The 26,156-nt window shown below is 44.1% G+C and carries 24 protein-coding genes; 16 read left to right on the forward strand and 8 right to left on the reverse strand.

From position 1 onward, the window contains the following. Positions 1-36: 36 nt before the first annotated feature. The 3 genes from GXO74_15590 to GXO74_15600 form a co-directional block, all read right to left on the reverse strand. Positions 37-309 carry a hypothetical protein gene (locus GXO74_15590; protein NOZ63073.1) on the reverse strand — a complete coding sequence of 91 codons (273 nt, stop codon included), beginning with the start codon at positions 307-309 and terminating at the stop codon, positions 37-39. 678 nt (positions 310-987) lie between these two features. After that, positions 988-1,863 (reverse strand): hypothetical protein, encoded by an 876-nt coding sequence (locus GXO74_15595; GenBank protein NOZ63074.1) that lies wholly within the window; start codon positions 1,861-1,863, stop codon positions 988-990. A 95-nt stretch (positions 1,864-1,958) separates the two neighbouring features. Continuing rightward, positions 1,959-2,507, reverse strand: a complete 549-nt coding sequence (locus GXO74_15600) for a sigma-70 family RNA polymerase sigma factor (GenBank protein ID NOZ63075.1) — start codon at positions 2,505-2,507, stop codon at positions 1,959-1,961. Positions 2,508-2,997: 490 nt separating this feature from the next. On the opposite strand from GXO74_15600, the gene GXO74_15605 reads away from it, so the two are divergent. From GXO74_15605 to GXO74_15615, 3 genes are all read left to right on the forward strand, one after another. Next, positions 2,998-3,312, forward strand: a complete 315-nt coding sequence (locus GXO74_15605; GenBank protein NOZ63076.1) for a hypothetical protein — start codon at positions 2,998-3,000, stop codon at positions 3,310-3,312. Between the two features lie 366 nt (positions 3,313-3,678). Beyond that, positions 3,679-4,533, forward strand: a complete 855-nt coding sequence (gene garR, locus GXO74_15610) for a 2-hydroxy-3-oxopropionate reductase (GenBank protein ID NOZ63077.1) — start codon at positions 3,679-3,681, stop codon at positions 4,531-4,533. Between the two features lie 90 nt (positions 4,534-4,623). Then, on the forward strand, positions 4,624-6,105 hold the full coding sequence (locus GXO74_15615) for a hypothetical protein (GenBank protein NOZ63078.1): 1,482 nt from the start codon (positions 4,624-4,626) through the stop codon (positions 6,103-6,105). Here the strand turns inward: GXO74_15615 and hypE are convergent. Next, entirely contained in the window at positions 6,102-7,106 is a 1,005-nt protein-coding gene (gene hypE / locus GXO74_15620; protein NOZ63079.1) for a hydrogenase expression/formation protein HypE, read from the reverse strand. The two genes, GXO74_15615 and hypE, sit on opposite strands and share 4 nt — an antisense overlap. Before the next feature lie 402 nt (positions 7,107-7,508). On the opposite strand from hypE, the gene nikR reads away from it, so the two are divergent. The 4 genes from nikR (at position 7,509) to GXO74_15640 (ending at position 11,001) form a co-directional block, all read left to right on the forward strand. After that, positions 7,509-7,925, forward strand: coding sequence for a nickel-responsive transcriptional regulator NikR (gene nikR / locus GXO74_15625; protein ID NOZ63080.1), 417 nt, complete (start codon positions 7,509-7,511; stop codon positions 7,923-7,925). A 63-nt stretch (positions 7,926-7,988) separates the two neighbouring features. Next, entirely contained in the window at positions 7,989-9,866 is a 1,878-nt protein-coding gene (locus GXO74_15630) for a TonB-dependent receptor (GenBank protein ID NOZ63081.1), read from the forward strand. 17 nt (positions 9,867-9,883) lie between these two features. Beyond that, entirely contained in the window at positions 9,884-10,393 is a 510-nt protein-coding gene (locus GXO74_15635) for an ECF transporter S component (GenBank protein ID NOZ63082.1), read from the forward strand. After that, positions 10,366-11,001, forward strand: a complete 636-nt coding sequence (locus tag GXO74_15640; protein ID NOZ63083.1) for a class I SAM-dependent methyltransferase — start codon at positions 10,366-10,368, stop codon at positions 10,999-11,001. The genes GXO74_15635 and GXO74_15640 overlap by 28 nt, the downstream gene beginning before the upstream one ends. Positions 11,002-11,015: 14 nt before the next feature. Here GXO74_15640 and hypD read toward each other — a convergent pair whose 3' ends face one another. The 3 genes from hypD to GXO74_15655 form a co-directional block, all read right to left on the reverse strand. Next, positions 11,016-12,113, reverse strand: coding sequence for a hydrogenase formation protein HypD (hypD, locus tag GXO74_15645; protein NOZ63084.1), 1,098 nt, complete (start codon positions 12,111-12,113; stop codon positions 11,016-11,018). Continuing rightward, positions 12,097-12,333: a HypC/HybG/HupF family hydrogenase formation chaperone gene (locus GXO74_15650; GenBank protein ID NOZ63085.1), complete on the reverse strand. Its 237-nt coding sequence runs from the start codon at positions 12,331-12,333 to the stop codon at positions 12,097-12,099. Before GXO74_15650 ends, hypD begins: the two co-directional genes overlap by 17 nt. Before the next feature lie 156 nt (positions 12,334-12,489). Continuing rightward, positions 12,490-12,708 carry a hypothetical protein gene (locus GXO74_15655; GenBank protein NOZ63086.1) on the reverse strand — a complete coding sequence of 73 codons (219 nt, stop codon included), beginning with the start codon at positions 12,706-12,708 and terminating at the stop codon, positions 12,490-12,492. A gap of 1,172 nt (positions 12,709-13,880) precedes the next feature. Between GXO74_15655 and GXO74_15660 the strand changes: the two genes are divergently transcribed. From GXO74_15660 to GXO74_15700, 9 genes are all read left to right on the forward strand, one after another. Beyond that, a complete protein-coding gene (locus GXO74_15660) occupies positions 13,881-14,087 on the forward strand; it encodes a 4Fe-4S dicluster domain-containing protein (protein ID NOZ63087.1) in 207 nt (68 codons plus the stop codon). Between the two features lie 165 nt (positions 14,088-14,252). Further along, the gene (locus tag GXO74_15665) at positions 14,253-15,398 is read left to right on the forward strand and encodes a 2-oxoacid:acceptor oxidoreductase subunit alpha (GenBank protein ID NOZ63088.1); all 1,146 of its coding nucleotides are present in this window, start codon (positions 14,253-14,255) and stop codon (positions 15,396-15,398) included. Between the two features lie 78 nt (positions 15,399-15,476). After that, positions 15,477-16,295 carry a 2-oxoacid:ferredoxin oxidoreductase subunit beta gene (locus tag GXO74_15670; GenBank protein NOZ63089.1) on the forward strand — a complete coding sequence of 273 codons (819 nt, stop codon included), beginning with the start codon at positions 15,477-15,479 and terminating at the stop codon, positions 16,293-16,295. Positions 16,296-16,318: 23 nt separating this feature from the next. Then, on the forward strand, positions 16,319-16,885 hold the full coding sequence (locus GXO74_15675; protein ID NOZ63090.1) for a 2-oxoacid:ferredoxin oxidoreductase subunit gamma: 567 nt from the start codon (positions 16,319-16,321) through the stop codon (positions 16,883-16,885). Positions 16,886-17,197: 312 nt separating this feature from the next. After that, positions 17,198-19,996: a hypothetical protein gene (locus GXO74_15680; GenBank protein NOZ63091.1), complete on the forward strand. Its 2,799-nt coding sequence runs from the start codon at positions 17,198-17,200 to the stop codon at positions 19,994-19,996. 36 nt (positions 19,997-20,032) lie between these two features. Beyond that, complete coding sequence (locus GXO74_15685; protein ID NOZ63092.1) at positions 20,033-20,800, forward strand: GTP cyclohydrolase I FolE2; 768 nt, start codon at positions 20,033-20,035, stop codon at positions 20,798-20,800. A 26-nt stretch (positions 20,801-20,826) separates the two neighbouring features. After that, a complete protein-coding gene (ndk, locus tag GXO74_15690) occupies positions 20,827-21,255 on the forward strand; it encodes a nucleoside-diphosphate kinase (GenBank protein NOZ63093.1) in 429 nt (142 codons plus the stop codon). A gap of 238 nt (positions 21,256-21,493) precedes the next feature. Further along, positions 21,494-21,895 (forward strand): response regulator transcription factor, encoded by a 402-nt coding sequence (locus tag GXO74_15695; protein NOZ63094.1) that lies wholly within the window; start codon positions 21,494-21,496, stop codon positions 21,893-21,895. A gap of 51 nt (positions 21,896-21,946) precedes the next feature. Beyond that, positions 21,947-24,190 carry a bifunctional dihydroorotate dehydrogenase B NAD binding subunit/NADPH-dependent glutamate synthase gene (locus GXO74_15700; GenBank protein ID NOZ63095.1) on the forward strand — a complete coding sequence of 748 codons (2,244 nt, stop codon included), beginning with the start codon at positions 21,947-21,949 and terminating at the stop codon, positions 24,188-24,190. Between the two features lies 1 nt (position 24,191). On the opposite strand, the gene GXO74_15705 is transcribed toward GXO74_15700, so the two are convergent. Then, a complete protein-coding gene (locus GXO74_15705; GenBank protein ID NOZ63096.1) occupies positions 24,192-26,141 on the reverse strand; it encodes a tetratricopeptide repeat protein in 1,950 nt (649 codons plus the stop codon). Positions 26,142-26,156 lie beyond the last annotated feature (15 nt).

The following is a 26,156-nucleotide window of genomic DNA, read 5'->3' on the forward strand; positions in this document are numbered from 1 at the left end:
GCAGTTTCAAGCCAAATGTTACGACGACTCCGAAAATCAACCCCCGGGGGTCGTGACGCTCAAATCCGCCAGTTGGTAATCATCCTCTCCCGGCGGGGGCGGCGGGGGCGGGGGAAGCGGCTCGTGCCCAACCTGCGGAACGTCCTGACTCATCGATTTTTGCACAACAATATCGCCACCAATGTCATCGCCGTTATCCTGACTGATGACCGGCGTCTGTGAAAAGTCCGGGTGCAGCATCAACGCTGGACCCATCAAACCAAAGCCCAACAATGTCCACGCTAACAACATTAAAATAATTTTGTACATGATCACCTCCGTAATTATTAAAGTGTAAAATAAAATTGTGTTTTATTTATTTGTTCAAAAAACAGTTGCATTATAACAATTTATTTTTTATTCTTTGGACTTAATTGTCCGATTGTCCCCTTTATTATATATTATAAAAAAGACCCAAAATATTGAATTATTTTTTGATTTTTTTCAAAATATTTTTACATTGGTTAAAGCAATATTGATACCATTGAAGCGGAAGATATTTTTTTGCTATTTATGTATTTTCTTATCAATCTATTTATATTAAAGTTACATCCCAAACAAAAAAGATAGCTTCCAGTACAGCGAGCGAATAACCTTTCTCATTGAAATTTCATAATGTAAAAAATTTACGCCCGAACAATAAATTTTTTTCATTCCTTTTGCTCGACAAGAAATAGCAACACACAAATAAAACCTGAAAATTTGGGAATAAATTAAAGATAGAGAAGAAGAGAGAGAAGTCAAAAATCACAGTTTTGCTATTCATCGCTAAAAAATTAATTATCAGTCAAAAAAATAAGAGCCATTTCCATGGGTAGAAATGGCTCTTCCGCGCACTGTCTGCAATTTAAAGCACAGAGAACCGCGTTTTAGAGAAAGCACCAGCCTTTTTGCAAATCTTGCCTTGTTTAAATAAGATACGAGCGGATCAGAAAAGTTTGCTTAAATTTATTGGGACAACAATTTTTTCGCCTTAAAAAGAAACGGACTGGTTTCCGAAATTTGCTTCAGAACGTTTTGCGCCTTTTCACGATCGCCTTTGACCAATAAAGCCATCATCAAAAAATAGTTTTCCCGATCAGTTTTGTTCAATGCATATTTCTGCGAAATTGCTATTGCTCGCTGAATATCCTCCACAGCAATACTGATCTGATTTTCTTTAATTTCATGGCTAGTGTTTTTAGCGCTGGCAACGGCAAGGTGGGAAAGACCCTTGTAAAAATAGTAATCCCTCACCCACGGCAAACGCGCTTTCGACTCGGGTTCCTGCAGTATTCTTTTCGCTAACGGCGCTAATTTGTCAAAAGTACAGATGGCGCTCTTGTATTCAAAAATATTATAATCGCCTATTGCCGACTCAAAATTTTTGACAAATATATCCAGAGTCGGATCAATTTGCAAACGACCCGAATTGCCGCGCAGGCGTAAAGCGCTAAATTTATACGGCACATGATTATCGAAATTCATGGATAATGAGTTTGAACCCAACGGATTGAAAATAAAATAACTGCCGATGAGAACAAGCGCCGCTACCGAAGCATAAGCGAAAACATGGTTCCAGCGAACATCGCCCAAAGAAGGGACGAAATTTTGCAATGCCTGCGCCAACCTCTGTTTGACGGATTCAAGTTTCGTTTTGGGCGCTAATATTCTTTGGCCTTCCGCCGCAATCACTTTCGCGGTCTCCTGCTGAAAAAGAAGTTCTTGAAAACACAAATCACATTCAAAAATGTGCTCCTCAAACTGCTCTTTTTCTTTGCCAAGCAACTTACCTCCTAAATACAATTCAACGTATTTAGGTCGATCTTTAATTTGACAAGTCATTTGTACCCTCTTTATATTTTTTGCCCTTTTTAATTCATTTCATATTGCTTCCCAATAATATATTATAAAAAGAAGGCAAAATATTGAAAAATTTTTTATTTTTTTTGCAAATTTTTCTTGAGCAGCATTAAGGCATAGTGCAATCTTTCGCTTACTCGTTTGGGCGGAAGTTTAATTTTTTCAGACAGTTGCGAAATTGTCAATCCTTCATAATAACGCAAGTAAAGAACGATTCTGTATTTCTCTTTTAGTTTCGAAATTTCTTTTTTAAGCTGTTTTTGAAATTCTTCCCTCTCCAGAGTTATTTCTGCATTTGTCGCTGAAATCAGACTATCCAAGGCAATATCCTGATAAAGCTCCGCCTCTTTTTTGCTGTCCCGATAATAGTCTCTGATTTTATTATTGGTAATACCATAGACATAAGAACCCAATGAAGCCGATTTATCTATCTCGTATGTCCTTTCAATACTTTCAAAAATTGCCACGATGGTATCATGCACAATATCATCAAACTGATCATTATCGCGACCGACGCGGATTTCCACAAGTTTCCTAACGCGGGGTAAGAATCGATCCACCAGTTCCTTCTTCGCATGTGGGTCTCCGTTCTGAATCCTTTTGATCAACTCTCTTTCAGAATCCACTTATGTACCCCAATTTGCTAAAAAAACATTTTTTTTAATCTAATAAATCATTCTCAATAAAGCAAGTGAATTTATCTTAATGTTTCAATTTATAAGTTAATTATTCTGCTAATTTATCAATATTTTCAATGGTATTTGCCTTTTCTCGCAGATTGTTTTCTTCAAACAGGCGAAAGTTAAACGAAAATTTCCCGAGATAATGACCCATGCGAAATCATTTTTTATTTTTTTTCTCACTAATAAGTTCAGTTCGGCAAAATTGCAGAAGCAAGGTCTTTTGCTTTGTTTTTTTAGAAGTTAGACACTGTATCTTATAAAACAAAAATCAACGCAATTATCAAAAAATTCAACTTGTTAAAAATTTATAATAAATAATTTCAATTTTTTTTCAATATTTGACCCCTTTTTTATAATATATACTTGGGAGCACGTTCTCAAAAAACCATGAGAACAATAGCGCAACTTTTTTCAGGAAGGAGATGCACCTTACATGGCAAAGAGAAAAAAGGGTAGGAATCTGACTCTGACAGAAACTGATTCGGTAAATGAAAACGAAGAGATGCAAAAAAGTGACGCCTCGCTTTTAGCGGATCAGATTGTTCGCATGAGCAGCGAAAAATATCAGATGTCCAAAATAAAAAAAGAGAATGAGGAGATGATGCTGCGGGGAGAAAATAACGTCGTGATCATTAACCGTAAGAAACTCAAGAAAAATATAAAAGATCAAAAACAAAGTCGAAGAGTTTTGGTGTACTTTGCCATTGAAGGAAAATGGAAAGAAATGAGTGTCAAGAATCTGGGCTAAAAGATTGCCGGGCAATAACTGTCAAGCGGCACCATATTTTTTAACATTTTCAATCGTCGGTAATTTAATTTTTTCAAAATAGAACCTCCCTCTGATTTAGTTGTAGTACCCACTTTTCCTCAGAGTAGGCGGTCTGATTGGTGCATCAGACCGCCTTTTTTATTTCTCATTATTTTTCAAAAAACCTCCTATCACAGCCTTCCTCACGGGTCTCAAATAATTTATCTTGATTTTAAACAAAGCAATTTCTATATTCAAAATGGAAATTTTGCGTTAAAATGAAAACGAAAATTTTTCAAAAAATTGAAGGAAACAGAATTGGCTAATTCGCAAAAACCAATAATTGGTTTTATTGGGTTAGGAATCATGGGGAAACCCATGGCAAAAAATCTCCTTCGCGCCGGATTTCACCTGATCGTGCACAACAGGAGCCGCCAACCAGTTGAGGAGTTGGCGCAGGCAGGCGCCGAAAAAACAAGTTCTCCCGCAGAAATTACTGACCGCTCGGAAATCGTTATCACCATGCTTCCCGATTCGTCGGATGTGGAGTTAGTCGTCCTCGGAAAGAAGGGAATGATTGAAAAAGCCAGCCCGGGAAAAATTCTGATTGATATGAGTTCCATCGAGCCGATTGTCTCGCAAAAAATTGCCGGGCAATTAGCGGAAAAAGGCATGGAAATGTTAGACGCTCCTGTCAGCGGCGGGGAAACGGGAGCTATCAGGAGCGAGCTGGCGATCATGGTCGGCGGAAAAGAAAATGTTTTCCGGAAATGTTTGCCCCTCTTCAAAGTACTGGGCAAATCAATCGTGCGCGTCGGAGAAATCGGCGCTGGCGGCTACGCCAAGCTTGCCAATCAAATCATCGTCGCACTCAACATGGCGGCAGTGTCCGAGGCATTCGTACTCGCACAAAAGGCAAATATTCAACCGGAAAAACTTTTTCAAGCCATCAGGGGCGGCCTCGCCGGCAGCAAAATGATGGACGCCAAAATCCCCCTTGCGATTGAGCGCAATTTTAAACCCGGTTTTAAAATCCAACTTCATCGTAAAGATGTGCAAAACGCTCTGAAGACAGCAAAAAATTTGAACGTCCCGCTGCCACTGACCGGCATCATGGATCAAATTTTTTCGGCGTTAATCGCTGACGGCAAGGAGGACGATGATCACGGCGGTATCATTCAATTTTTTGAAAAATTGGCTCATGTGGAAGTCAGAAAATAGACTGGCGGCATTTCCATTCTTCACGAATATTTTTCGCAGCTATTCAATGTGACCACATGGAAATTTGATAACTTCCCGGAGAATAATCCTATGATTACTTTCAAATTTTTCGCCGCAATATTTTTTGCGACGGCGATTATTTTTTTGAGCGGGTCGCTTCACGGACAAAGCCAGCACCCAGATCCGGCGCTCCAGCAGATTGTTAACTCCATCGACGGTATTTCACAAAATCAGCGACAGCAACTGATCAAAAATCTCAACGAACAATTTCAGCCTCTTCTCGTCCGGGAAGCTCCAAATAGCAAAATCTTGAAAAACATCGGCGCCATCATGTCCGCGCTCATTTTTGAAGACGCATCGCTGGAGGCCGTCGCCGAGATTGGATTCAAAAGCTATCTGGCAGAACGCAACGGAGCGTCGGACGCTTTTGTGCGAGATCTGGCAATTATCGGAATTTCCACGCAAATATCAGCAGATCAATTGGAAAAGGCTGCCAAATCAATTGAGAAACTCATGGACGCCCGCATTGATCCGCTGGTGACGCAGGAATTTATCAGTTATGCGATTTACAATGGTTGGGACAGTGCGACAATAGTAGCGGCAACTGACGGGCTGATTTCCGGAACAAAAAAAGGGCTCAAGCCGCGGCAATTAGCGCTGACTTTCATCATCAGCATCGATCAGCAGATATCGTCGAAGCCGGCTGCGGAAATCGTTGCCGAGGCCGAGAATTTTTTACTACAAAAAAATCAACAGCCTTCCGCAGCTTCGGATCGTGAATCTGCCGCCCAGCGTGAATTAGACAGAGCGCTGCAAAACGGGATTTCTAGCTTCGTTGCCAATGAAATCTATTTTCACGCCATGGAAAACAACTGGTCTCCGGATTTGATTACTGCCGTTTACGACGGGTTGATTTCCGGAGCGCAGCAGGGATTAACGCCGGAAAAATTAGCCACTTCCATTCTGATTCGTATTGACAGTGAAGACAATATTAGTTCGCCGAAAAAATTAGTTAGGGAAGAAATTCGTTTTGTCAAAGAATTGGAAAAGAAAAAAGCGCAGCTCTATCGCTCGGATCAAAAAAAGTTCAAACGCAAACCGGCGCCGCCGAACTATTCGCAACAGCCTTATTTGCAGCCGAAAAATACGCCTCCGCAGCAACCGATTTACTACAATTCTGCGAACAGATCCCGACTCAATCGTGAACTCATGTGGCAGGCGATGCTCGATTTTCTGGGACCTCCGGCAACGCCCTATCGCTGGGGCGGAACAAGCAAATCCGGCATTGACTGCTCCGGTTTGGTGATGCTACTTTTTCGCCAGCAGGGCATTTACCTCCCGCGGACAAGCAAAAATCAGTTTCGCGTCGGTACGCCGGTCAGAGAACAGTTACAATTTGGCGATCTCGTTTTTTTCAGCAAATATGGTACGGGCTACCCGGTGACGCACGTGGGCATTTACATTGGCAGCGACAAATTCATTCATTCCTCCGCGTCAAAAGGCGTTACCATCAGTTCTTTGAGCAAAAGATATTACCGATTGCGTTACACCGGCGCCAGGCGTGTTATCTAACAAATTCTCGGCAATTGCTCTCCGGTGAGCATGTCCACAATTCGCCTGCCGCCGATGGAAGTTTCCAACACTACGCGACCGGGATTTTTTTCAATGACCTTGCCGATGATCGCCGCATTTTTTCCCAACGCATTTTTGCTCACTAACGCAAGTGCTTCGTCAGCAATCTCCCCCGCAACAATAGCGATCATTTTTCCTTCATTTGCCAAATAAAGCGGATCCAGCCCCAACAATTCGCAAGCGCCGCTCACCGCATCTGTCAGCGGAATTTTGTCTTCTTCAATGACAATGCCCACATTTGACTGTCGAGCAATCTCATTGAGTGTGGTTCCCAATCCGCCACGCGTGGGATCACGCAAAACGTGAATTTTTTTGCGGAAAACAAGCAATTCAGACACAAGATGATTGAGTCCGGCCGTGTCGCTTTGCAGCGACGATTCAAAAGTCAAACCTTCGCGCTGCGTTAAAACAGTGATGCCGTGATCCGCGATCGTTCCGCTGATGATGATTTTGTCGCCCGGGCGCGCATTCCTGCCGTTAATTTCAATTCCATCCGGGATAACGCCAATACCCGAAGTATTAATAAAAATTTTGTCTGCCGCATTCAGAGGCACAACTTTAGTGTCGCCAGTGACGATTTGGACATTCGCTTTCTGCGCTGCCGTGCTCATAGAATCCAATATTTTTTCCAGATCAGCGACAGGAAATCCCTCCTGAATGATGAAACCAACGCTCAGATAAAGCGGCGTCGCCCCCATCATGGCGAGGTCGTTCACGGTGCCGTTAATCGCCAATTCGCCAATGTCGCCGCCCGGGAAAAATATCGGATCCACGGTGTAGGAATCCGTGGAAAAAGCCAATTTGCAGCCATCAATTTCCAGCGAGGCGCTGTCGTCCATCGCTGCAAGAATCGGGTTTTGAAAATATCGAAAAATAGTGTCACTAATCAAACGATGCGAAGCTTTGCCGCCACTGCCGTGGTCGAGAAGAATTTTTTCCATCTGCGCTCTCGGGTTTTGAGTTACGAGTTTTGGGTTTTAGGCTTGCGCTGCATTTTGCCGGAAAATATTAGCCGAACCCTTGAATTCAAAACGACAACACGAAACTCTTTGAAAATAAAAATTTTAATTTAAATAGGCAAGGAAAATTTGAAAAGTTCTTCAGGATAAGTATGTAGGGAATGCAAATTTGCATTCCTATTTTTCGGACAACCTCTAAATTTAGGTTTTTGTTCAAAAATGAAAGTTGAACAAAAACCTAAATTCGCACAAGTGCTCAACAAACTGCTTCAGCAGTTTCAAGATTACATCTTTAACTGAGGTTTTACATATTTAGCCATTTTTTTCTTGACATTTTGATTTTATTGTGTTATTTTTAAGGACAAACGTAGCACGAGGCAAATCATGAGCAAACTAATTCGTTTTGGCGTTTCCATTGAAGACCATCTGTTGGAGCAATTTGACCGGCTCATTCGCGAGCGAAATTATTCCACGCGATCGGAAGCCATTCGCGATCTGATCCGTGACGAAATCATTCACGCCCGCTGGCAGGATGGCGAAACAGAATCTTTGGGAACAATCACTTTAATTTATGATCACCACATCGGAGATCTCACCCACATTTTAACCACTGTACAACATGAATTTAACAGCAATATTATTTCAACCATGCACGTGCATCTGGATCACCACAACTGTCTTGAAGTTCTTGCAGTAACAGGAAAGACAAAAACAATCCGACATCTGGCTGACAAACTCATCTCTATTAAGGGCGTCAAACACGGTAAGCTGGTGACAACGACGCAGGGTGCAGATGTTTGAAAAATAGTTTTTTTTAAATTTTGTGGTAGCACTATTTATATTTTCGTAACACAGGAGGACAAAATGACTTTTTTTCGTTCCGGACTTTTCTTTCTCTCGTTGTTCATTTTTTCTCTTTTTCAATCAACTCCAAATATCGCAGAGACAAATTCTCTCTCGGCTGATTCAGTGAAATATCGATTTGCACCGGTCGTTGTCACCGGGCAACGCTACCAACTTCCTCTCAAAGACGTCGCTGCTTCAGTCTCGATCATTTCCCAACAAGAAATCAACTCCACAGATCTCGTCAATATTGCCGACGCGATCTCCTATTTCGCGCCCGGCGTTTACACAACGCGGCGCTCAACTCTGGGATACGGCGTCGCAGCGCTGGCCGGCGGTAGCATTACGGTTCGCGGCATCGGCGGCAAACCCAACAGCGAGGTACTCGTGCTCATCGACGGCAGACCTGATTTCCAAGGAATTTTCGGCCACCCGCTCAACGACGCCTATTTGTTGGATAACGTCGATCACATCGAAGTGCTGCGCGGACCCGGCTCGGCGGTTTACGGCACCAACGCTTTGGGCGGCGTGATCAATATCATCACAAAAAAATTGCCTGCGTCCGGTTTTCACACTCATTTTCAGGCCGGCTACGGCAGCTACAACAGCCAGAAATATCTGTTTCAACACAGCGGAATTGTGGGCAAACTCCAATATTTGCTATCAGCCGGCATGAACAAATCTGACGGCCATCGTGAAAATAGCAATTTTGAAAGTAAAAATTTCGCTCTGAAATTGGGCTACAAATTGAGCGACAAATTCAAGCTTACATTTCAAGGTTCATCCACGCCGTACACTTTCCACGATCCGGGACCTGAAAATATCGCGCTGAACGGCTATTTCGATTACGGCAAAATTGAACGCAATTCCATGGATTTGACCATTTCCAACCAATTTGCTCATTCTGACGGAAACATCAAAATTCACGGGAATTTCGGTCATCACGCGCTTTCCGACGGCTGGGTTTCCGACGACCAGACCAATGGCGTTATCGCTTTCCAGAACTTTTATTTTCCCCACGAAATCAAAACCACGGTGGGATTTGACATCAAACGTTTCGGCGGCACATCGGAATCCAACGGCACAAAATTGGGGACTTATTTCAACGACGAGCGCGCTCTTTATTTGCATTTGCAGAAAAATTTTGTGAAAAAATTAGTGCTCGCCGCCGGCATTCGCGCTGAAAATAATTCTCACTTCGGCACGGAATGGATTCCGAAATTCGGCGTCACTTTTCATCCGTTCGCGCAAACAGCGATTCGCGCCACAGTATCCAAAGGCTTCCGTACGCCGTCCGTGAAAGACCTGTTTCTCTTTCCGCCGGCAAATCAAGCTTTGAAACCGGAACGGTTGTGGAATTACGAATTGGGATGGACGCAGTATTTCAATTCCCGGTTCTCTGTCGATGTGTGCGGTTTTTACTACAAAGGCGATCAATTCATCGAAACTGTGATGCTTGTTCCCGGACAAATGCAAAACCTGAACACCGGATCCAATGAAGCAAAAGGCGTTGAAGCGTCGCTGCGCGGAAAATTTTTCAATAGCGTGTCTGCCAATTTATCCTATTCCTATCTTGATTCTAAAACAACGCTCCCGTTTTCGCCGAATAAATTCAACTTCTGGTTCGCTTACCAGAGAGGCAAATTGACCGCTTCGCTTTACGGCGAGTACGTTACTAATCTTTATGCCAGCTATCAACCGCAAGGTTTTCCGCCGAAGACGGTATTTGAAAAAATGGGAGACTATTCGCTGGCGCACGCAAAAATCGGCTATCGCTTTTTGAAAAAAATGGAATTCTCTCTCACGGTGGAAAATTTGCTGGATGAATCGTACGAAATTCTCAAAGGCTATCCCATGCCCGGCAGAACATTTTACGGAAGATGGGACATAAATTTCTAACTAAAACCGAAGATTTGATGCAAAGCAAAACAAAGAATTTAATTCTCATCGCGCTCTTTTTAGCGCTCTGCGTAGTCGTTCCCATCGTTTTTCACAGCATGGGAGTAGGCGCCATTTTTTTGCCCATGTTTCTGCCAATTTTGTTAGCGGGATTTATTATCGAATTTCCCTACGCAATTTTAGTGGGACTTTTGGGGCCTTTTCTTTCGAGCATATTAACGGGAATGCCGCCGCTGTTTCCGACGACGCCCATCATGACGGTGGAAGGCGTCACTGCGGCGGGATTGGCATCCTATCTTTACCAGCGACAGAAATGGCCTGTCTGGAGCAGTTTAATCGTCAGTATTGTCGCCGAAAGGTTGTCCTTAATCGCGATGGGATTTGTCATTGCGCCGTTGCTCAATTTACCCGGGGAAATTTTTTCTTTTTACAAAATAGTGGAATCAACGCCCGGAATTTTGCTTCAGCTCGCTGGAGTACCAATCATCTTAAAGTTATTATGGCAAAGAAAATTGACTTCTCGTTAAATCCTGAACTAGATCAGCCACTCCGGTCCTATTTCAACGGTCTGGCGGCAGATTGGGAGAAAATGCAGCTCATCGACGACAGTAAGTTATTTAGCTTGCTCTGCCGACTGCCTTTTTCCGGCGCCAAACGAATTCTCGACGTGGGTTGCGGGACAGGCGCCCTGTTTCCGCATTTGCTCCGGCTTGCTGATTTAGACGCGCAAATTATCGCGCTTGATTTTGCAGAAAGCATGGCTTTGGAGGCTGCAAACCATACCAATCATCAAATTGAAATTCTGTGCGGCGACATTCTCCGCTTGCCTGTGCAAAAAAACAGCGTCGATATCATCATTGCCTTTCAGGTTTTTCCCCATTTGAAAAACAAAAATCTCGCCCTTCGTCAATGCTGGCAAGCGCTGCGCCAAGGCGGAGAGTTGGCAATCATTCATTTGCAAGGCAGCCGCCAACTTAACGCCTTCCACGCTGGTTTAAACGGCGTCGTCGCGGATCACAACTTGCCGTCGGCAGAAAAGATGAAAGAGATGTTTGAACAGCAAAATTTCGACGTAAACTGGTGGGTAGATGAACCCGAAGAATATTTTGTCAGCGGGAAAAAGAAAACTATCTGAAAAAGCCAGTTTTCTCACAATTCAATGTCGCGCGCGCGATATCGAAAATATGCCGCACACGTTCCTTCCGAAGAAACCATGCACGGCCCGACCGGCGTCTCCGGCGTGCAGCTTTTTCCGAACAGCTGGCATTGGAACGGATTCTTCGTGCCGGCAAGAATTTCGCCGCAGGCACAACCCGGCGGATCCGCGGCATAGGGTACGTCCAGAGCAAATTTCCGCAATGCGTCAAATTCGCTGAACTCATCCCTGATTTTCAAACCGCTGCCGGCAATCACGCCCAATCCGCGCCATTCTGCATTTACTGATTCGAACACCTGATCCAAAATCTGCATCGCCCGCCTATTCCCTTCCCAGGTCACGGTCCGGCGATAGGCAATTTCAACCTTCGCCTCGTCGTTTTCAAACTGTTCGACCAGCATGAACAATCCTTGCAAAATATCCGCCGGCTCAAAACCGGTCACAACGCACGGGACATGGTATTTTTCTGCGATCGGCGCGTATGCTTGAGCGCCAATGATCACTGAAACGTGTCCCGGGCAAATAAAACCGTCGACGTTGACCTGCGCATTTTCCATGAGCGCAACCAATGCCGGAGGCACAATTTTATGGGCGGAAATGACAGAAAAATTTTTCAAATTTTTATTTTCGGCAGCCAAAATAGCCGCAGCAATCGTGGGCGCCGTGGTCTCAAATCCGACACCCAGAAAGACGACCTCTTTGGCAGGATTTTTTTGCGCAATAGCCAGACAATCGAGCGTGGAATAAACAACGCGGACATCGGCGCCATTGGCGCGCTCCTTTTGCAGAGAAGAACGGCTCCCGGGAACGCGCATCAAATCCCCAAAAGTGGTAACGATGACGTCTTTCTGATTCGCCAATTCGATAAATTGATCTATTTCATACTGAGAAGTCACGCACACCGGACATCCTGGACCCGAAATTAAATTTATCGTCTCCGGTAAAATCTGCCGAATGCCGTTCCTGGCGATGGACATGGTATGCGTGCCGCAGACTTCCATCAAATTGATCGGCTTGCGATGGCTGCGCTTTATTTTTTCCGACAGATTTTCGCACAACGTTCGATCGCGATATTCAGAAATGTACTTCATCGTCGTCTCCGAATAAGACCGCAAAATCGTGCAGGATTGTCTGCGCCTCTGCTTCGTCAATAATATTTATCACAAACCCGGCGTGGACAATCACGTAATCCCCGACTTTCGGCAGCGGATCGATAATGTCCAGGCCCACAACGCGCATTGTTCCGCCCATTTCAACTTTCGCCCGATTTCCGTCAATCTCAATAACCTTCATCGGCACCGCAAGACACATGTTCCTCTCTCCTTGTTGTGAATCTCACTTTCTTCGGAATGAGCTTGATTTTCCTTTTTGAGATTATTGGCACATTTTGCCCGCTTTGTTTTCTGCTTGTGCGCAATGAGAATGTTGTGCAATTGAAAATTTTGCCCCAAAGCAAATATTTTCGTTTCACTCAAACCGTTTCGGCACATAACCGCCGCACTGAAAATCAGCCTCGTCCCGTTGATCGATTCGCGTCAATATGCATAATATTTCGTCTTCCGGGTCAAGGCTGTCATCCAATCGGCACGAGACGCACAGGCCCGGTTTCGCGATCAAATTGGGGTCGATTTTTGTCCCGTCGTCCAGATAGAAACCGCTGATTTCATCGTCCAGGGGAAATTGCATAATTTTTTCCCTTTTTTAATTCAAAATTAACAAAAATTCTCTCTACTCATTTTTACGCAATAATTTCCAATCTTAAATTGCAGTGAGCTAAACTGGAACAACGTCTGCGCCAAAATGGTCCCGAATTAATTTGTCGCGCCGACGCGCTTCACCGTTAATCCATCTTAACAAAGTATAAATAATAAATCGGGCAAAATCAAGTATTTTTTTATTGTTATGAAGAAATTAGGTAACTATTCAGCCACAAAGCCTCGAAGACTCTAATTTTAAATTAGTAATGCGAATGACCAGTTAAAATTGAACATAAGTCGCTAATTTATTGTTTTTAAAAGGCTGACGCCTTAACTCCACTCCAATTTAGGAATTACTCCAATTTAGGAATTAAGCCGTAAGGCTTTTATTATTTTCATTGCTATTTTACTTAAAATTTTCCAACTGGTCATTCATATTAGTAACAAATTAGCACAAACTACTTTCCAATGTAAGAGAATACTAAAATATTGAAAAAATTTATTGCCAGTGTTTTCGAAAATTGAGATGGCAATATTGTTTAGGCAAAAGTCAGCAATACTTTTACGTCAGACTTTTTCAAACGATATGATTCTCGGATTCAAACAATCACCACGCATTTGTTTTGGACAAATTGACTGATTGCAACCTCTGAATGAAGCTGAGCGCTTGTTCAAAACACATTTTTATTCAAAGCGGTTCCCCAAAAATTATTTTTTTACTCACTAATTAAATTTTGGAGCCTTGGCGGCTTCGAGGCTGAATAGTCACGAAATTAGCGTAAAAAACTCTGCCGCCTCAAAGTCTCTAAAATTCAAAGGGCAAAAATTACGAACGAACAAATTTTAGATATTTTTACAATAATGTTCGGCATGGTTGCGGGAAAACAGGTCTAACTTTTTTTGAAAATTATCACAAATTCTGCTTGCATAAAGTGATTGAATTGATTATATTAGCATCTTATTTGGCAAAAAATTAGGACAAAAAAATTGTAGAAACGGTGGAAATATTCAAATGTCTGCGTTGCGGACGTTATTTTCAAGATAAATACAACGCGAAAGCGCGCCAAAGGCAACGGCAATGACATTCGACTCGTGAAACAAACCAAATCTGGCAAGAATTAGCTAATAACCAAAACCACTGCAAAGGACGAAAGACGAAAGATGGAAAAAACAAAAAAACTCCATGAAATCAAGATAATAGAAGAGCTCTGCAAAGGATGTGAAATTTGTGTAGAATTCTGTCCTTTTGACGTTTTAGCCATGAACGGCCCGCTGGTCGAGGTCGTCAATCTGGAAAAATGCACAGCCTGTGGTCTGTGCGAGTTGCATTGCCCGGATTTTGCCATTATCGTCACGAAAAATAAGTGACGTCACAGCGACGAAGCGAAAATGAGAATATTTAAATTCTATTGTCAGAAGCGGCGCGACGGCAATTCCCGCGAGAGAAATCTCGTTTTAAGCGCTATTTTTTTAAATAACATATATCAATCTGAATTAATAGTTTACTATTTGACTAAAAGGAAGTTGCAGTAGATGGAAAATCAAAAAAACGTCCGCGTGATGACGGGCAACGAAGCATGCGCAGAAGGCGCTATTGTCGCCGGTTGTCGATTTTTTGCAGGTTATCCTATCACTCCCTCATCAGAAATTGCAGAAATTTTGTCAGAAAAACTTCCGCAAGTTGGCGGTAAATTCATCCAGATGGAAGATGAAATCTCCTCAATGGGCGCAATAATCGGCGCGTCTCTAACAGGCGCAAAATCCATGACCGCAACCAGCGGCCCCGGGTTTTCCCTGAAGCAGGAAAATTTGGGCTATGCTTCATTAACGGAAGTCCCCTGCGTCGTGGTCAATGTTATGCGCGGCGGGCCCAGCACCGGTCTTCCGACTCTTGCTGCACAAGGCGACATCATGCAAACTCGCTGGGGGACGCACGGCGACCATCCGATTATTGTACTGATGCCCAATGGCGTCAGAGAAACATTCGAGCTCACCGTTCGCGCATTCAATCTTTCCGAACGCTACCGTGTGCCAGTGATTCTGCTGATGGACGAAATCATCGCCCACGTGAGCGAAAAAGTCAGTCTTCCCGACCCGTCAGAAGTCGATGTCTGGGAACGAACCAAGCCGAACATTCCTCCGGAAGAATATCTCCCCTATCAGATGACAGAAACAGACATTCCGCCGTTTGTGAGTTTTGGCGAGGGCTACCGCTATCACGTCACCGGTTTGGTGCACGACGAAACCGGTTTTCCCACCAACAACGGCGAAGAAATCAACCGTTTCCTCCATCGGTTAAATCGCAAGGTCGAACGATACAAAAACGAGATTATTGAGTTTGAAAACGAAAAAGATAAAGGAGCGCGCATCGGCATTTTTTCCTTTGGCTCCACTTCCAGATCGGCAAAACAGGCGACTTCCATGGCGCGCGCGAAAGGAATAAAAATTCACTCGCTTCGCACAAAAGTCATCTGGCCTTTTCCCGCGGAACAAGTTTTAGAGATGGCGGAAAATGTCGACGTCATTATTGTTCCCGAACTCAATTTCGGACAGGTTGCCCATGAAGTGGAATGGGCTTCCCGCGGAAAATGCGAAGTAATGAAAATTAATCGGGTGGACGGAGAGCCGATTAATCCATTAGAAATTTTAGAAGCGTTTGAAAAATTAGACAAGCAATAAAATTTTATCAGCCAGTGCATATTTGAATGTTTAAAAATACCATTCTATTTGTAATCCGATTAGAAAAAAGGAAAAACGATGTTTGATTACGAAAAATATTTACGCCTCGACAAATTACCGCTCATCTGGTGCGCCGGTTGCGGCGACGGCATTGTTTTGAAAGCGATGCTGCGCGCCATCGACCGAACCGGCCTGTCGAAAGATGAAATAGCGATGGTATCCGGAATTGGTTGCTCCAGTCGCCTGACCGGGTATGTAGATTTCAATACTTTGCACACGACGCATGGCAGAGCGATCGCCTACGCCACAGGCATCAAAATGGTGAAGCCGGAGATGACAGTAATCGTCGTCACAGGCGATGGCGACGCCACGGCGATCGGCGGCAATCACTATATTCATGCGGCGCGACGAAATATCGACCTGACAGTAATTTTGTTCAATAACAATATCTATGGTATGACCGGCGGACAGGTTTCGCCGACGACTCCTCGCGGATTTCTTGCCAGTACTGCGCCTTTTGGCAATATTGATAATTCTTTTAATATCAGTGGATTAGCTCAAGCAGCAGGAGCGAGTTTTGTCGCCCGGGGAACAGTCTATGATGCCGTAAAACTTGACCGAATGATTGAAAAGGCAATTCAAAAAAAAGGCTTTTCCGTGGTAGAAGTGATGACGCCGTGCCCGACGGCCTTTGGCCGTAGAAATCGCCTCGGAAACGGCGCGCGCATGATCAAGGATTTGAAACCGGTGTCAGTATCATTGGCGAAAGCAGCCCAAATGGAACCCGATGAATTGGCCGACAAAATCGTTACCGGTATTCTCGTGGACGACGATAAGCCAGAATACACGGAAAACTATTTGAAATTAATTGAAAAATTCCAAAAATCCAACAAATAAAAATCACCAGGAGAGCGTTTGATATGAGCTATCGTTATGAAATACGATTAAGCGGCGAAGGCGGACAGGGATTGGTTTTGGCCGGAAAAATCCTGGCTGAAGCGGCAGCGATTTATGACAACAAAAATGCGACACAAAGCCAATCTTATGGGCCTGAAGCGCGTGGCGGCGCCAGTCGGTCGGAAGTCATCATCTCTGACGAAGAGATCGACTACCCCAAAGCGATGCACATCGACTTTTTGCTGGCGTTGACTCAGGAAGCTTGCAACCGATATTCGAAAGATTTGAAAGAAAACGCAATTCTGCTCGTTGACGCCGACGCCGTCAAGACTCTTCCGCAGGTCAATGCGAATATTTACCAAATTCCGATAATTGAAATTGCTCGCAGCGACGTGGGCCGAGTTATGGTTGCCAACATTGTCGCGCTGGGAATTTTGCAAGCGTTGACAGACATTGTTAGCTATGAAGCTATAGAATCGGCGGTACTGGCGCGCGTGCCCAAAGGCACCGAAGAAATGAATCAACGCGCGCTCTCAATCGGAAGAAAATATGGTCTTGAAATAGCGCGAAAAAAGTCAACTAACCAATAGTTCGCTGTTTTTTTGAATGATTTTCACGATTACAAATCACATTGAATCGGGGCGACTTTGATCGCCTGATACAGAACTATTTCTTAAGATAAATTCATTTTTTCATTGAAATTTTAAAAAAATTTGTTTGAATGAACCTTGCAAAAATATTTAATCAGGTTAAAAAATAGAGCTAATTCGCTCGGGAATCAACACCAGAAATATATTCGGACAATTGACAAGTATTTTGATTCACTCGTTGCCAGCTTGGAAAATGCGGGAAAGGTTGAATATATCCATTTTTGGCAAGGGACACCAAGACTGAGCGAAGAGATGGATGTTATTCTCAGCGTCGGGAGAACATTAGAGGAAAAATTAGCTTTTCTTGCCTGTTACTATTCTTTGCAAATGCTTCATTTGAACATTCGCTCCATCGACGTTCTTCGCCTCCAATTAGCCGAAACCTCCACGTTAGAACAGCGTATTCCTATTTTCAAAGATTTCATGATCAATTCGGGAAAAGATTTCCGAAAATTGACCGCCGCTTACATGCAGCGTTTGTTGGGACTGATGTCCAAAATCCAGGATTTGCCCGACTTTGTCGTTTTGGGAGTCGGCTCGCTGGCGCATCAGGACGACATTGATCTGGGAGTGATTGACGACGGCTCGCCGAAAAGAAAATCTCTCAATCTCGTCATGCACCAACTGAGCCAGGAGATGTTCAGACGAGCGACGGAATTGCACTTTTATCTCACAGAGCACGTGGGCGTGGAATTTTACACGGCATCGATCGAGGAATTCAACGGGTTGCTCGATGCGGAGATTCAGGATTTTATCATCATCACAGAAATGCTGAACGCCGTACCGATTTTTGGCAGCAAACGGCTTTTCAAACAATTTCTGCAAGAAATTATTTTCCGCTATTATTACCAAAAGCGTCGCGACAATAGATATCACGAGGCATATTTGCGCGGAATCTTGGGAGAAATCCGTTCCTTTCTTTTTCGCAATATCAATCAGGACAAATTGAACCCCAAAGACGACGCGCTGCGCATGTTGCAAGGCCTTATTTTTTCGGGAAAAACTATTTTTCGCATCCATCGTGAAAACCGCTGGGAAATTCTGGCTGACTTAAAACGAAAAGATCAAAAACGGAGCGCCTTCTACAGCGATTTGGAAAAAGCGCTGTCCTTTTTGGAAGTATTCCGCCACGTTTTTCAACTCTACGTGGGGCTGGAGGATGATATTTATCTGGACGATCCCGCCATGCAAGATAATTTGCAACTGGTAGCGCAAACTCTGGGCTATCACGATATTGGCGCCATTCGCGCCTGGGACCATTTACTCATTCACTACCATGAATATGCAGAATTAGCAAAACGAATCACTGCACAATTGCTTGAGGACGTCCATGTGCACATTCAAAATATCAGCAGTTTTTCAGTCATTGCCAGTCAGGCGAAAGAAGCGGAACCCTATCGGAGTTACCCGGGAAATCTGGCAATTGATTTCTTGCGACAATCCCGTTTTTTCAAAGGGGCAAAATACTGGGATGATGTGCTGAAATATATCTATGACGAAGACAGCCACTTGCTGGAAAATTTTATTCGGGATATTCGCTCTCTCAAACCGCACTTTCGAAACGTTGTCATTAAAAAATACGGTCAGGCGTTTCGACAGGCATTGTATCCGTCAATTTCATTTCTCACTCTTTTGGCTCAGCGCAAGCATCAATTGCATTGCCCGGAGATCAGCGGCGCGTTCATCGAATCATTTTTGGAAATGCTTACCACGTGTTCCGATCGTGTGCTCCGTCTGACAAAAGTTTTTAGCTGGTATCCGAAATTGCTAAACGATTTTTTCATGATTTTGTCGGACAATCAGAGAAAAAGATTTTCGAGATTAATTGAACAGGATTTATGGGAACCGCACACCCAACGGAACAAGGAATTGCTTGTTCATCTGTGCGAAATTCACAGCAACTCCAGCCACTATTTCAAGCGATTTTTTACGCGGATTGTTACCAAACATCCCAGCTACATCGCCTATTTGAAAGATTTGAGCGCGCTGGATCACATCGCACAAGGGATGTTGGGAACGATCGACAGTTTGACAACGTTTGAAGAATGCAAAAATCAGCTCAACGACTTTCACGATCTGGAATTTCTGCGGCTGGGGCTTGAAGCGCTAAAGGGATCGCCTATTGAAATGCTGGATTCCGAATTTACGCTTTTCACAGACAATTATTTGAAACTTTTATTCGATATTTCCAAACAAGAGGTAAACCGAAAAATCGGCGGATATTTTTCCACACGCGATCTCATCGCTATCTGCGCCGCCGGCGGTCATGGCAGAGAACAAGCCTTCGACGATGATTATGATTTGATATTTTTGCTTGACGAAGACGACGAAGAAATTCGCCGTTATTGCAATAAAATCGTTTCGATGATGAATTGCGAAATCATGCGTCGCGGGACTATGCCGCACTATCGATTTGCGGACCATTTCGGCCGCTACATTACTCTCGTCGATGATCTGGATGAATTTTTTTCCGCAAATCACGAGACAGATTTTATTGACAAATCTCAAATTCTCAGCGCGCGGATGATTGTCGGCACGAATAAATTCCAAAGAAAATTCATTGAACGCATCGTCCGCCCCCATATTTTTGAACAAAGCGATATTTACATCAAAAAATTAATTCAGGAGATGAGTTCGCGCCACAAGGACAAAAGAAACACTCAAAAACAGAACATCATCATCAAAGAAGGCATTGGCGGCTTGCGGGACATTGAATTTTTATTGCTTATCTACAAGGCGAAATACCAACTCAATGAACCGCTCAATATGAAACTCATTCAGAAAATTTTGACAATTGATACTGAGCGCAAAACGGATTTATTAAATTTGATTCAATATCGAAATTTTTTGAAACAGGTGAGGGATTTGTATCGTTTAACAGTCTCTGCGAGCGATATTTTGAAAATTGAATATTTGCGCCCGATAGCGAAAATTATGGGCTATCAGCAGGAAGGGAATTCGGTGGACACAGAAAAACTTGTCGCCGACATCAAAAAAACGATGGAACAAGTTCACGTGACAATCGATAAATTAATTTCCAAATTCTCATAGCGAAATTATGAAATAAAAACAGGATATTACTGAATAATGCGCGACGTGCAGAACGAAATAGATTCGAGACGAATCGAAATTGATAAGGTTGGCGTAAAGAATTTGCGCTATCCGATCTGTTTGCAGGATAAGGCAAACGAAAAACAACACACCATTGCGTCAATCAATATGTTCGTCAACCTGCCGCATCAATTTCGCGGAACGCACATGAGTCGCTTTGTGGAAATTTTGAACAAATACCGCCGGGAGATCGACATCCAGAACATGGGCACAATTATGAAGGAAATGAAAGAACGGCTTCATGCGGAGTCGGCTCATCTGGAGATTGAATTTCCCTATTTCATCGAAAAAGAGGCGCCGGTTTCCAAATCAAAATCAATCATGGAATATCAGTGCCGCTTCATCGGAGAAATCACCGACCGCATGCGCATCTATCTCGGCGTGTCCGTGCCGATCATGACGGTTTGCCCCTGTTCCAAAGAAATTTCCGATTACGGCGCCCATAATCAGCGCGGGATGATTCATGTGCTGCTCCGATTCAAAGGATTTTTGTGGATCGAAGACGTCATCGCGCTGGTGGAAAATTGCGGCTCCGGTTCCGTGTACGCGCTGCTCAAACGAGAAGATGAAAAATATGTCACCGAACATTCTTACGACAACCCGAATTTTGTAGAAGATGTTGTGAGAAATGTCGCCCAAAAATTTAACAAAAATAAAAATATTATCTGGTACAAGGTTGAAGTGGAGAGTTACGAAAGCATTCACAACCATGATGCTTACGCATCGATAACCAAGCCTTATTGAAATTATTAATTTTGAAGGAGAGTGGAATGAAACAAAGGACGCTGGCGATTCTGAAACCGGATTGCGTGAGAAAAAATTTGATCGGCAAAGTCGTCAAACGAATTGAAGAAGCAGGATTCAAAATTGTAGCAATGAAAATGGTCAAGCTGGATTCCAATACCGCCGGAGAATTTTATGCGGTACACAAACAGAGACCTTTTTTTTATGATCTCGTCGCATTTATGTCTTCGGGTCCGTGCGTTCCCCTGGTGCTGGAAAAAGAGAACGCCATAGAAGATTTTCGCAAATTAATCGGTGCCACTGATCCGGCGCAGGCGAAAGAAGGCACGATTCGAAAACTTTACGCCGACAGCAAAGAGCAAAACATGGTTCATGGCTCTGATGCGCCGGAAACTGCCGAGTACGAAATCAAATATTTCTTTTCCGCCAAAGAATTGGTGGAAAATTACAAATAAAATTTAATTTTACCCAAAAGACAAATTGAGTTTTTCTGATCAGTTTTTTTGCCATTGATGGTGAAAACCCAATAGCTGTCTTTTTCTGTTCATGGTCTTTTATTTTTGTTACGAGATTCGTGAAAAAATTTGACTGATTCGTTTCGTTATCTCACACAATATCTAAAAACCCATGAGAATCAGATTTGTACAAACTAAACTTTTGTTTAAGAATAAATAAAAAAATGAGGAAAAAGCTGTGGCAAAAAAAGCAAGGGTATTGGTCATTGACAAAGATCCCGATTTTTTAGGAAAAGTGAAATCTGCTCTGGAGACAGAAGGCTTCGAAGTTATCACTGCTCTGACGACACAACAGGGTCTGGATGAAGTACAGTATGAGCAACCGGACTGCGTGGTCATGGAACTGATGATGGAAAAACATGATAGCGGCTTTACTTTTGCCAGATCCATCAAATCCAATCCTTTGTACCACGATGTTAAGATTTTTCTTGTTTCATCTGCAAAAGAAAAGACCGGTTTTGAATTTTCCCAGCAAGAAGACGGGCATTGGATGAAGACGGATGCCTATGCAGACAAGCCGATCGCAGCGGAAGAAGTTGTGAGTCGCGTAAAGAAACTGCTTGATAAAGAAAATAAATAAGAAATTTCATAAAATAAAAGAGGACGAGTTGTGAGCAAGAACACCTTTCAGATGAATGAAATCGTTGAACGGCGTCAATTAGCACCTTCTCTGGTTTTGTTTAAATTGTATGTTCCGAAAATCGCCTCTCGCGTCAAGCCAGGTCAATTTGTGGTTTTGCGCGCCGACGATTACGGAGAACGAATCCCGCTGACTGTCGCCGAGTTTGATCGTGACAAAGGATTGATTTCTGTAATTTTTCAAGAAGTGGGGGCTTCCACGAGAAAATTGGGTATGTTTCAAACAGGCGAAAAAATTCTGGACGTTGTCGGCCCTCTTGGTCATGCCAGCCACATTGAAAATTTTGGGACAGTCGTTTGTATCGGCGGAGGTGTCGGCGTCGCGCCGGTCTATCCCATCGCCAAGGCGTTTCACCAAGCAGGAAACCACCTCATTTCCATTATTGGCGCCAGAACCAAAGAAATGCTTATTTTGGAAGATGAAATGAAAGCCATCAGTGATGAATTTTACATTACAACAGACGATGGCTCTTACGGGACGCATGGTTTTGTGACCGACGAGCTAAAAAAAATCATCGAAAATAACGGAAGAACGATCAATCGCGTCATTGCCATCGGGCCCGTGGTGATGATGAAAGCCGTTTCCAACGTAACCAAGCAGCACCAGATCAAAACTATTGTGAGTTTAAATTCCATCATGGTGGACGGAACCGGCATGTGCGGCGGCTGCCGCGCGTCGATTGGCAATGAAGCCAAATTTGTCTGCGTGGACGGTCCCGAATTTGACGGGCATCTGGTAAATTACGACGAGTTGATTTCACGGCAAAAAATGTACGAACGCGAAGAAAGACATGCGAACTGGGATCATGCCTGTCGTTTGGAAACGCAAATGGCGGAAATTAAAAAAGTAAAAACTCGCGTGCCCATGCCGCAACAGGAGCCTAAATCGCGGATTCAGAATTTCGAAGAAGTTGCGCTGGGTTACAGCGAAGACATGGCAATCATGGAGGCGGCGCGCTGCTTACAATGCAAAAAACAACCATGCGTTTCCGGTTGCCCGGTGGGAATTGATATTCCCGGTTTTATATTGCGTATTCGCGAGCATGATTTCATCGGAGCAATTCACAAAATCAAAGAAACTAACAGCCTGCCAGCGGTTTGTGGCCGTGTTTGTCCCCAGGAAGAGCAATGCGAGATCGTCTGCGTTTTGGAAAAACGAGGCCAGCCAATCGCCATTGGCCGACTGGAGCGTTTTGCTGCGGACTATGAATTAACCCAGGGCAAAGTTGAAATTCCCAAGGTGGCGAAAAAAACCAACAAACGAGTCGCTGTGGTCGGCGCCGGACCGGCAGGTTTGACCGTCGCAGGAGAGCTCGCCAAAAAGGGACACGATGTGACTGTTTTTGAGGGGCTGCACAAACCGGGCGGCGTGCTGGTTTACGGTATTCCCGAATTTCGTCTTCCCAAACGCATTGTCGAAGTTGAAGTCGATTACGTGAAAAAATTAGGCGCGAAAATTGAAGTGAATACTATCATCGGCCAGACCATGACCATGGACGATCTGTTCGAAGAAGGCTACGAAGCGATTTTCATCGGAACGGGCGCCGGTCTCCCCTATTTCCTTGGCATTCCCGGCGAAAATTTGAACGGAATTTATTCCGCCAATGAATTTTTGACGCGCAACAATCTGATGAAAGCTTATCGTTTTCCGGAATACGACACCCCGATTCGCCTGGCTGACAAAGTTGCCGTTATCGGCGGCGGCAACGTGGCAATGGACAGCGCTCGCGTGGCAAAACGTTTGGGCGCCGAACACGTCTATCTCGTTTACCGTCGTTCACGCACAGAACTTCCCGCCCGTGAAGAAGAAGTCGTCAACGCGGAAGAAGAAGGAATTGAATTCAATCTGCTCACTAACCCGGCGCGCTTTATCGGCGACGACAAAGGTTGGCTGCGGTCGATGGAATGTATTCGCATGGAATTGGGCGAACCGGATGCGTCCGGACGACGCCGACCCGTGCCCATCAAAGGCTCGGAGTTCACCATGGAGGTGGAAGTTGCCGTCATCGCCATCGGCCAGGGACCAAATCCGCTGCTCACGCAGAGCGTGAAAGACCTGGAACTGACCAAGTGGGGCAATATCGTCGCGGATCCGGAAACCGGCAAGACGAGCAAAAAAGGCGTTTTCGCCGGCGGCGATATTGTGACAGGCGCTGCTACCGTGATTTTAGCAATGGGCGCTGGGAAAAAAGCTGCCGTTGCCATTGACAAATATTTGCAAGATGGACAGTGGTAAGCTATTTTGAAAGCAGACGCCGCATCTCCCGTAGACCCGGGAAAGAAGGCGCGACTTCTGCCAATTGAGAGGTAAATTTCTTCGCAGAATTCACATCCCCTGCTCTGTAATAGCTTTTGGCTAACAAATACAGAGTCAGGGGATTTCTTTTGTCCATTTGCAAAGCCTGAGTCAAATAAGGCAATCCTTCTTCAGGCTTGTTCAAATGAAGCAAGGCTTCGCCGGCGCCCTGACAGCCGAACAGTGTTTTTTCAATGGAGACAGATTTTTGAAAAATAGCGGCGGCGTCAGCAAATCGGCGCAAGTGCATGTAAATTTTTCCCACTGGCAAATAAGGAGACACATTGTAAGGCGTCCTCTTAATCAGGGCCTGGTATTCCGGAATTGCTGAATCGAACTTTTTTTGTTTGATGTAAAAGTCCGCCAGAGCAACGTGAGCCTGTTCCCAAGTCAATTTTTCCCTGATTATTTCCATTGCTGTTCTCTCGACGACGTCGTCACGATCCCATTTTGTTGTCGCCGTCGACGTCGGTTTGTTTGTGAAAGGCCAGCCATTTTTCAAAATTTGAATGCGAAAATCGCCTTCTGTAACATCCAGCCGCGTGATTCCGGCATTTTTCCGGTAAATTGAATCCGCTGCAATCGTCCCGAATTTTTGATTTTCTCCCCAGGGATAAAAATTCTTCATTGCTTCAAAAAACGCTTTGCCCATGAGAAAATATCCCTGCACATTGGGATGCAAATGGTCGGTCATCAGTTCATTTCCGATGATTCCGTCTTTGCACCGGGCAGCGAAAATTGATTTCAAACCAACCACTTGCGCAGAACTATTCCGGGCTAATATTCGCAAAACAAAATTGATCGCTTCCGGCGCGCGAAAACGCAGCGCATCGGCATCTTTGGCGCGCAAATACCATTTCTTTGATGAATCTGGTTGCCCCAGCGCTTCCAGACAGCGAGCCTTCAGAAAAAAGACATCGGCAGCATTGGTGTTTCGCACGATCAGGCTATCCAGAATTTTTTGGGAAGATTGAAAATCTTTTTCATCAAAAAACAATCTTGCTTTGCTAAAAGCCTCTTTTTCAGCAGAATCAGCGAACACTGATCGAAATGGCGGCTGATCCCGCCAATTGCTCACGAGTTCTCCGAGAAAAACAGGCACCTTTTCTCTTTCTGCTTTGTCAATTAGATCAAACAAATTCCCCTGATAAATTTCCACCGCCCTGCGAAAAAGCTCGCTGTTTTCCGGGATCAACTTCTCCGCTGCCATGTGTTCCATGAGGCGGACGTCAGGATTTGATTTTGCCGGAGAAATCCAGCCGCGAATTTTCACAATTAGGTCGCGCATCAATAGAAATGTTTTGTAGCGGCGAAGCTTCAAATAAAAATTGACAAAACCGCGTGACTTGCCGACAAATTCCGAGGAGCCGACACCGAGAGCGCCGTAAAATTCATTGTGCCCGGCATAAATCAAAATCGCATCCGGCTGATAGCGGAAAAGCTCCAGTCCGATATCCCGCACCGAATACGAACCCACCGCACACATGGCAAGGTTGACGACTTCCACATTTTTTTCGGGCAATAAATCATTGAGCCGATCTTTCAAAAAAGAAGAGAAAGCGATATTTTTTCCGTAGGGATATCCAAAAGCAGAAGAACCTCCAAGCACAAATACGCGAAAACCATTCTCCGGTTTTTCTTTCAGCAAAACATCGTACGATGTCTCCGGTTGCACACGTAACGACGGGAAATAGCGCAAACCCAATTGCGGATTGATGCGATAATACTGCGGGAAATCAGGGTGATCCACAAAAAGGCGGAGATCAGGACCGTAATTAAAAATGCGCAGGGAAAATTCAAGGAGTAAAATGAGAAAGAGAGGGATAAAAATAAGAATGGCGCGGAAGAGCCATTCTTTTTTTATTGATTTAAAAAATGAATGTAAAATCATATTTTCAATTCATTA

The organism is Calditrichota bacterium, from assembly GCA_013152715.1.
In the GTDB taxonomy this organism is placed as follows: Bacteria; Zhuqueibacterota; Zhuqueibacteria; order Thermofontimicrobiales; family Thermofontimicrobiaceae; genus 4484-87.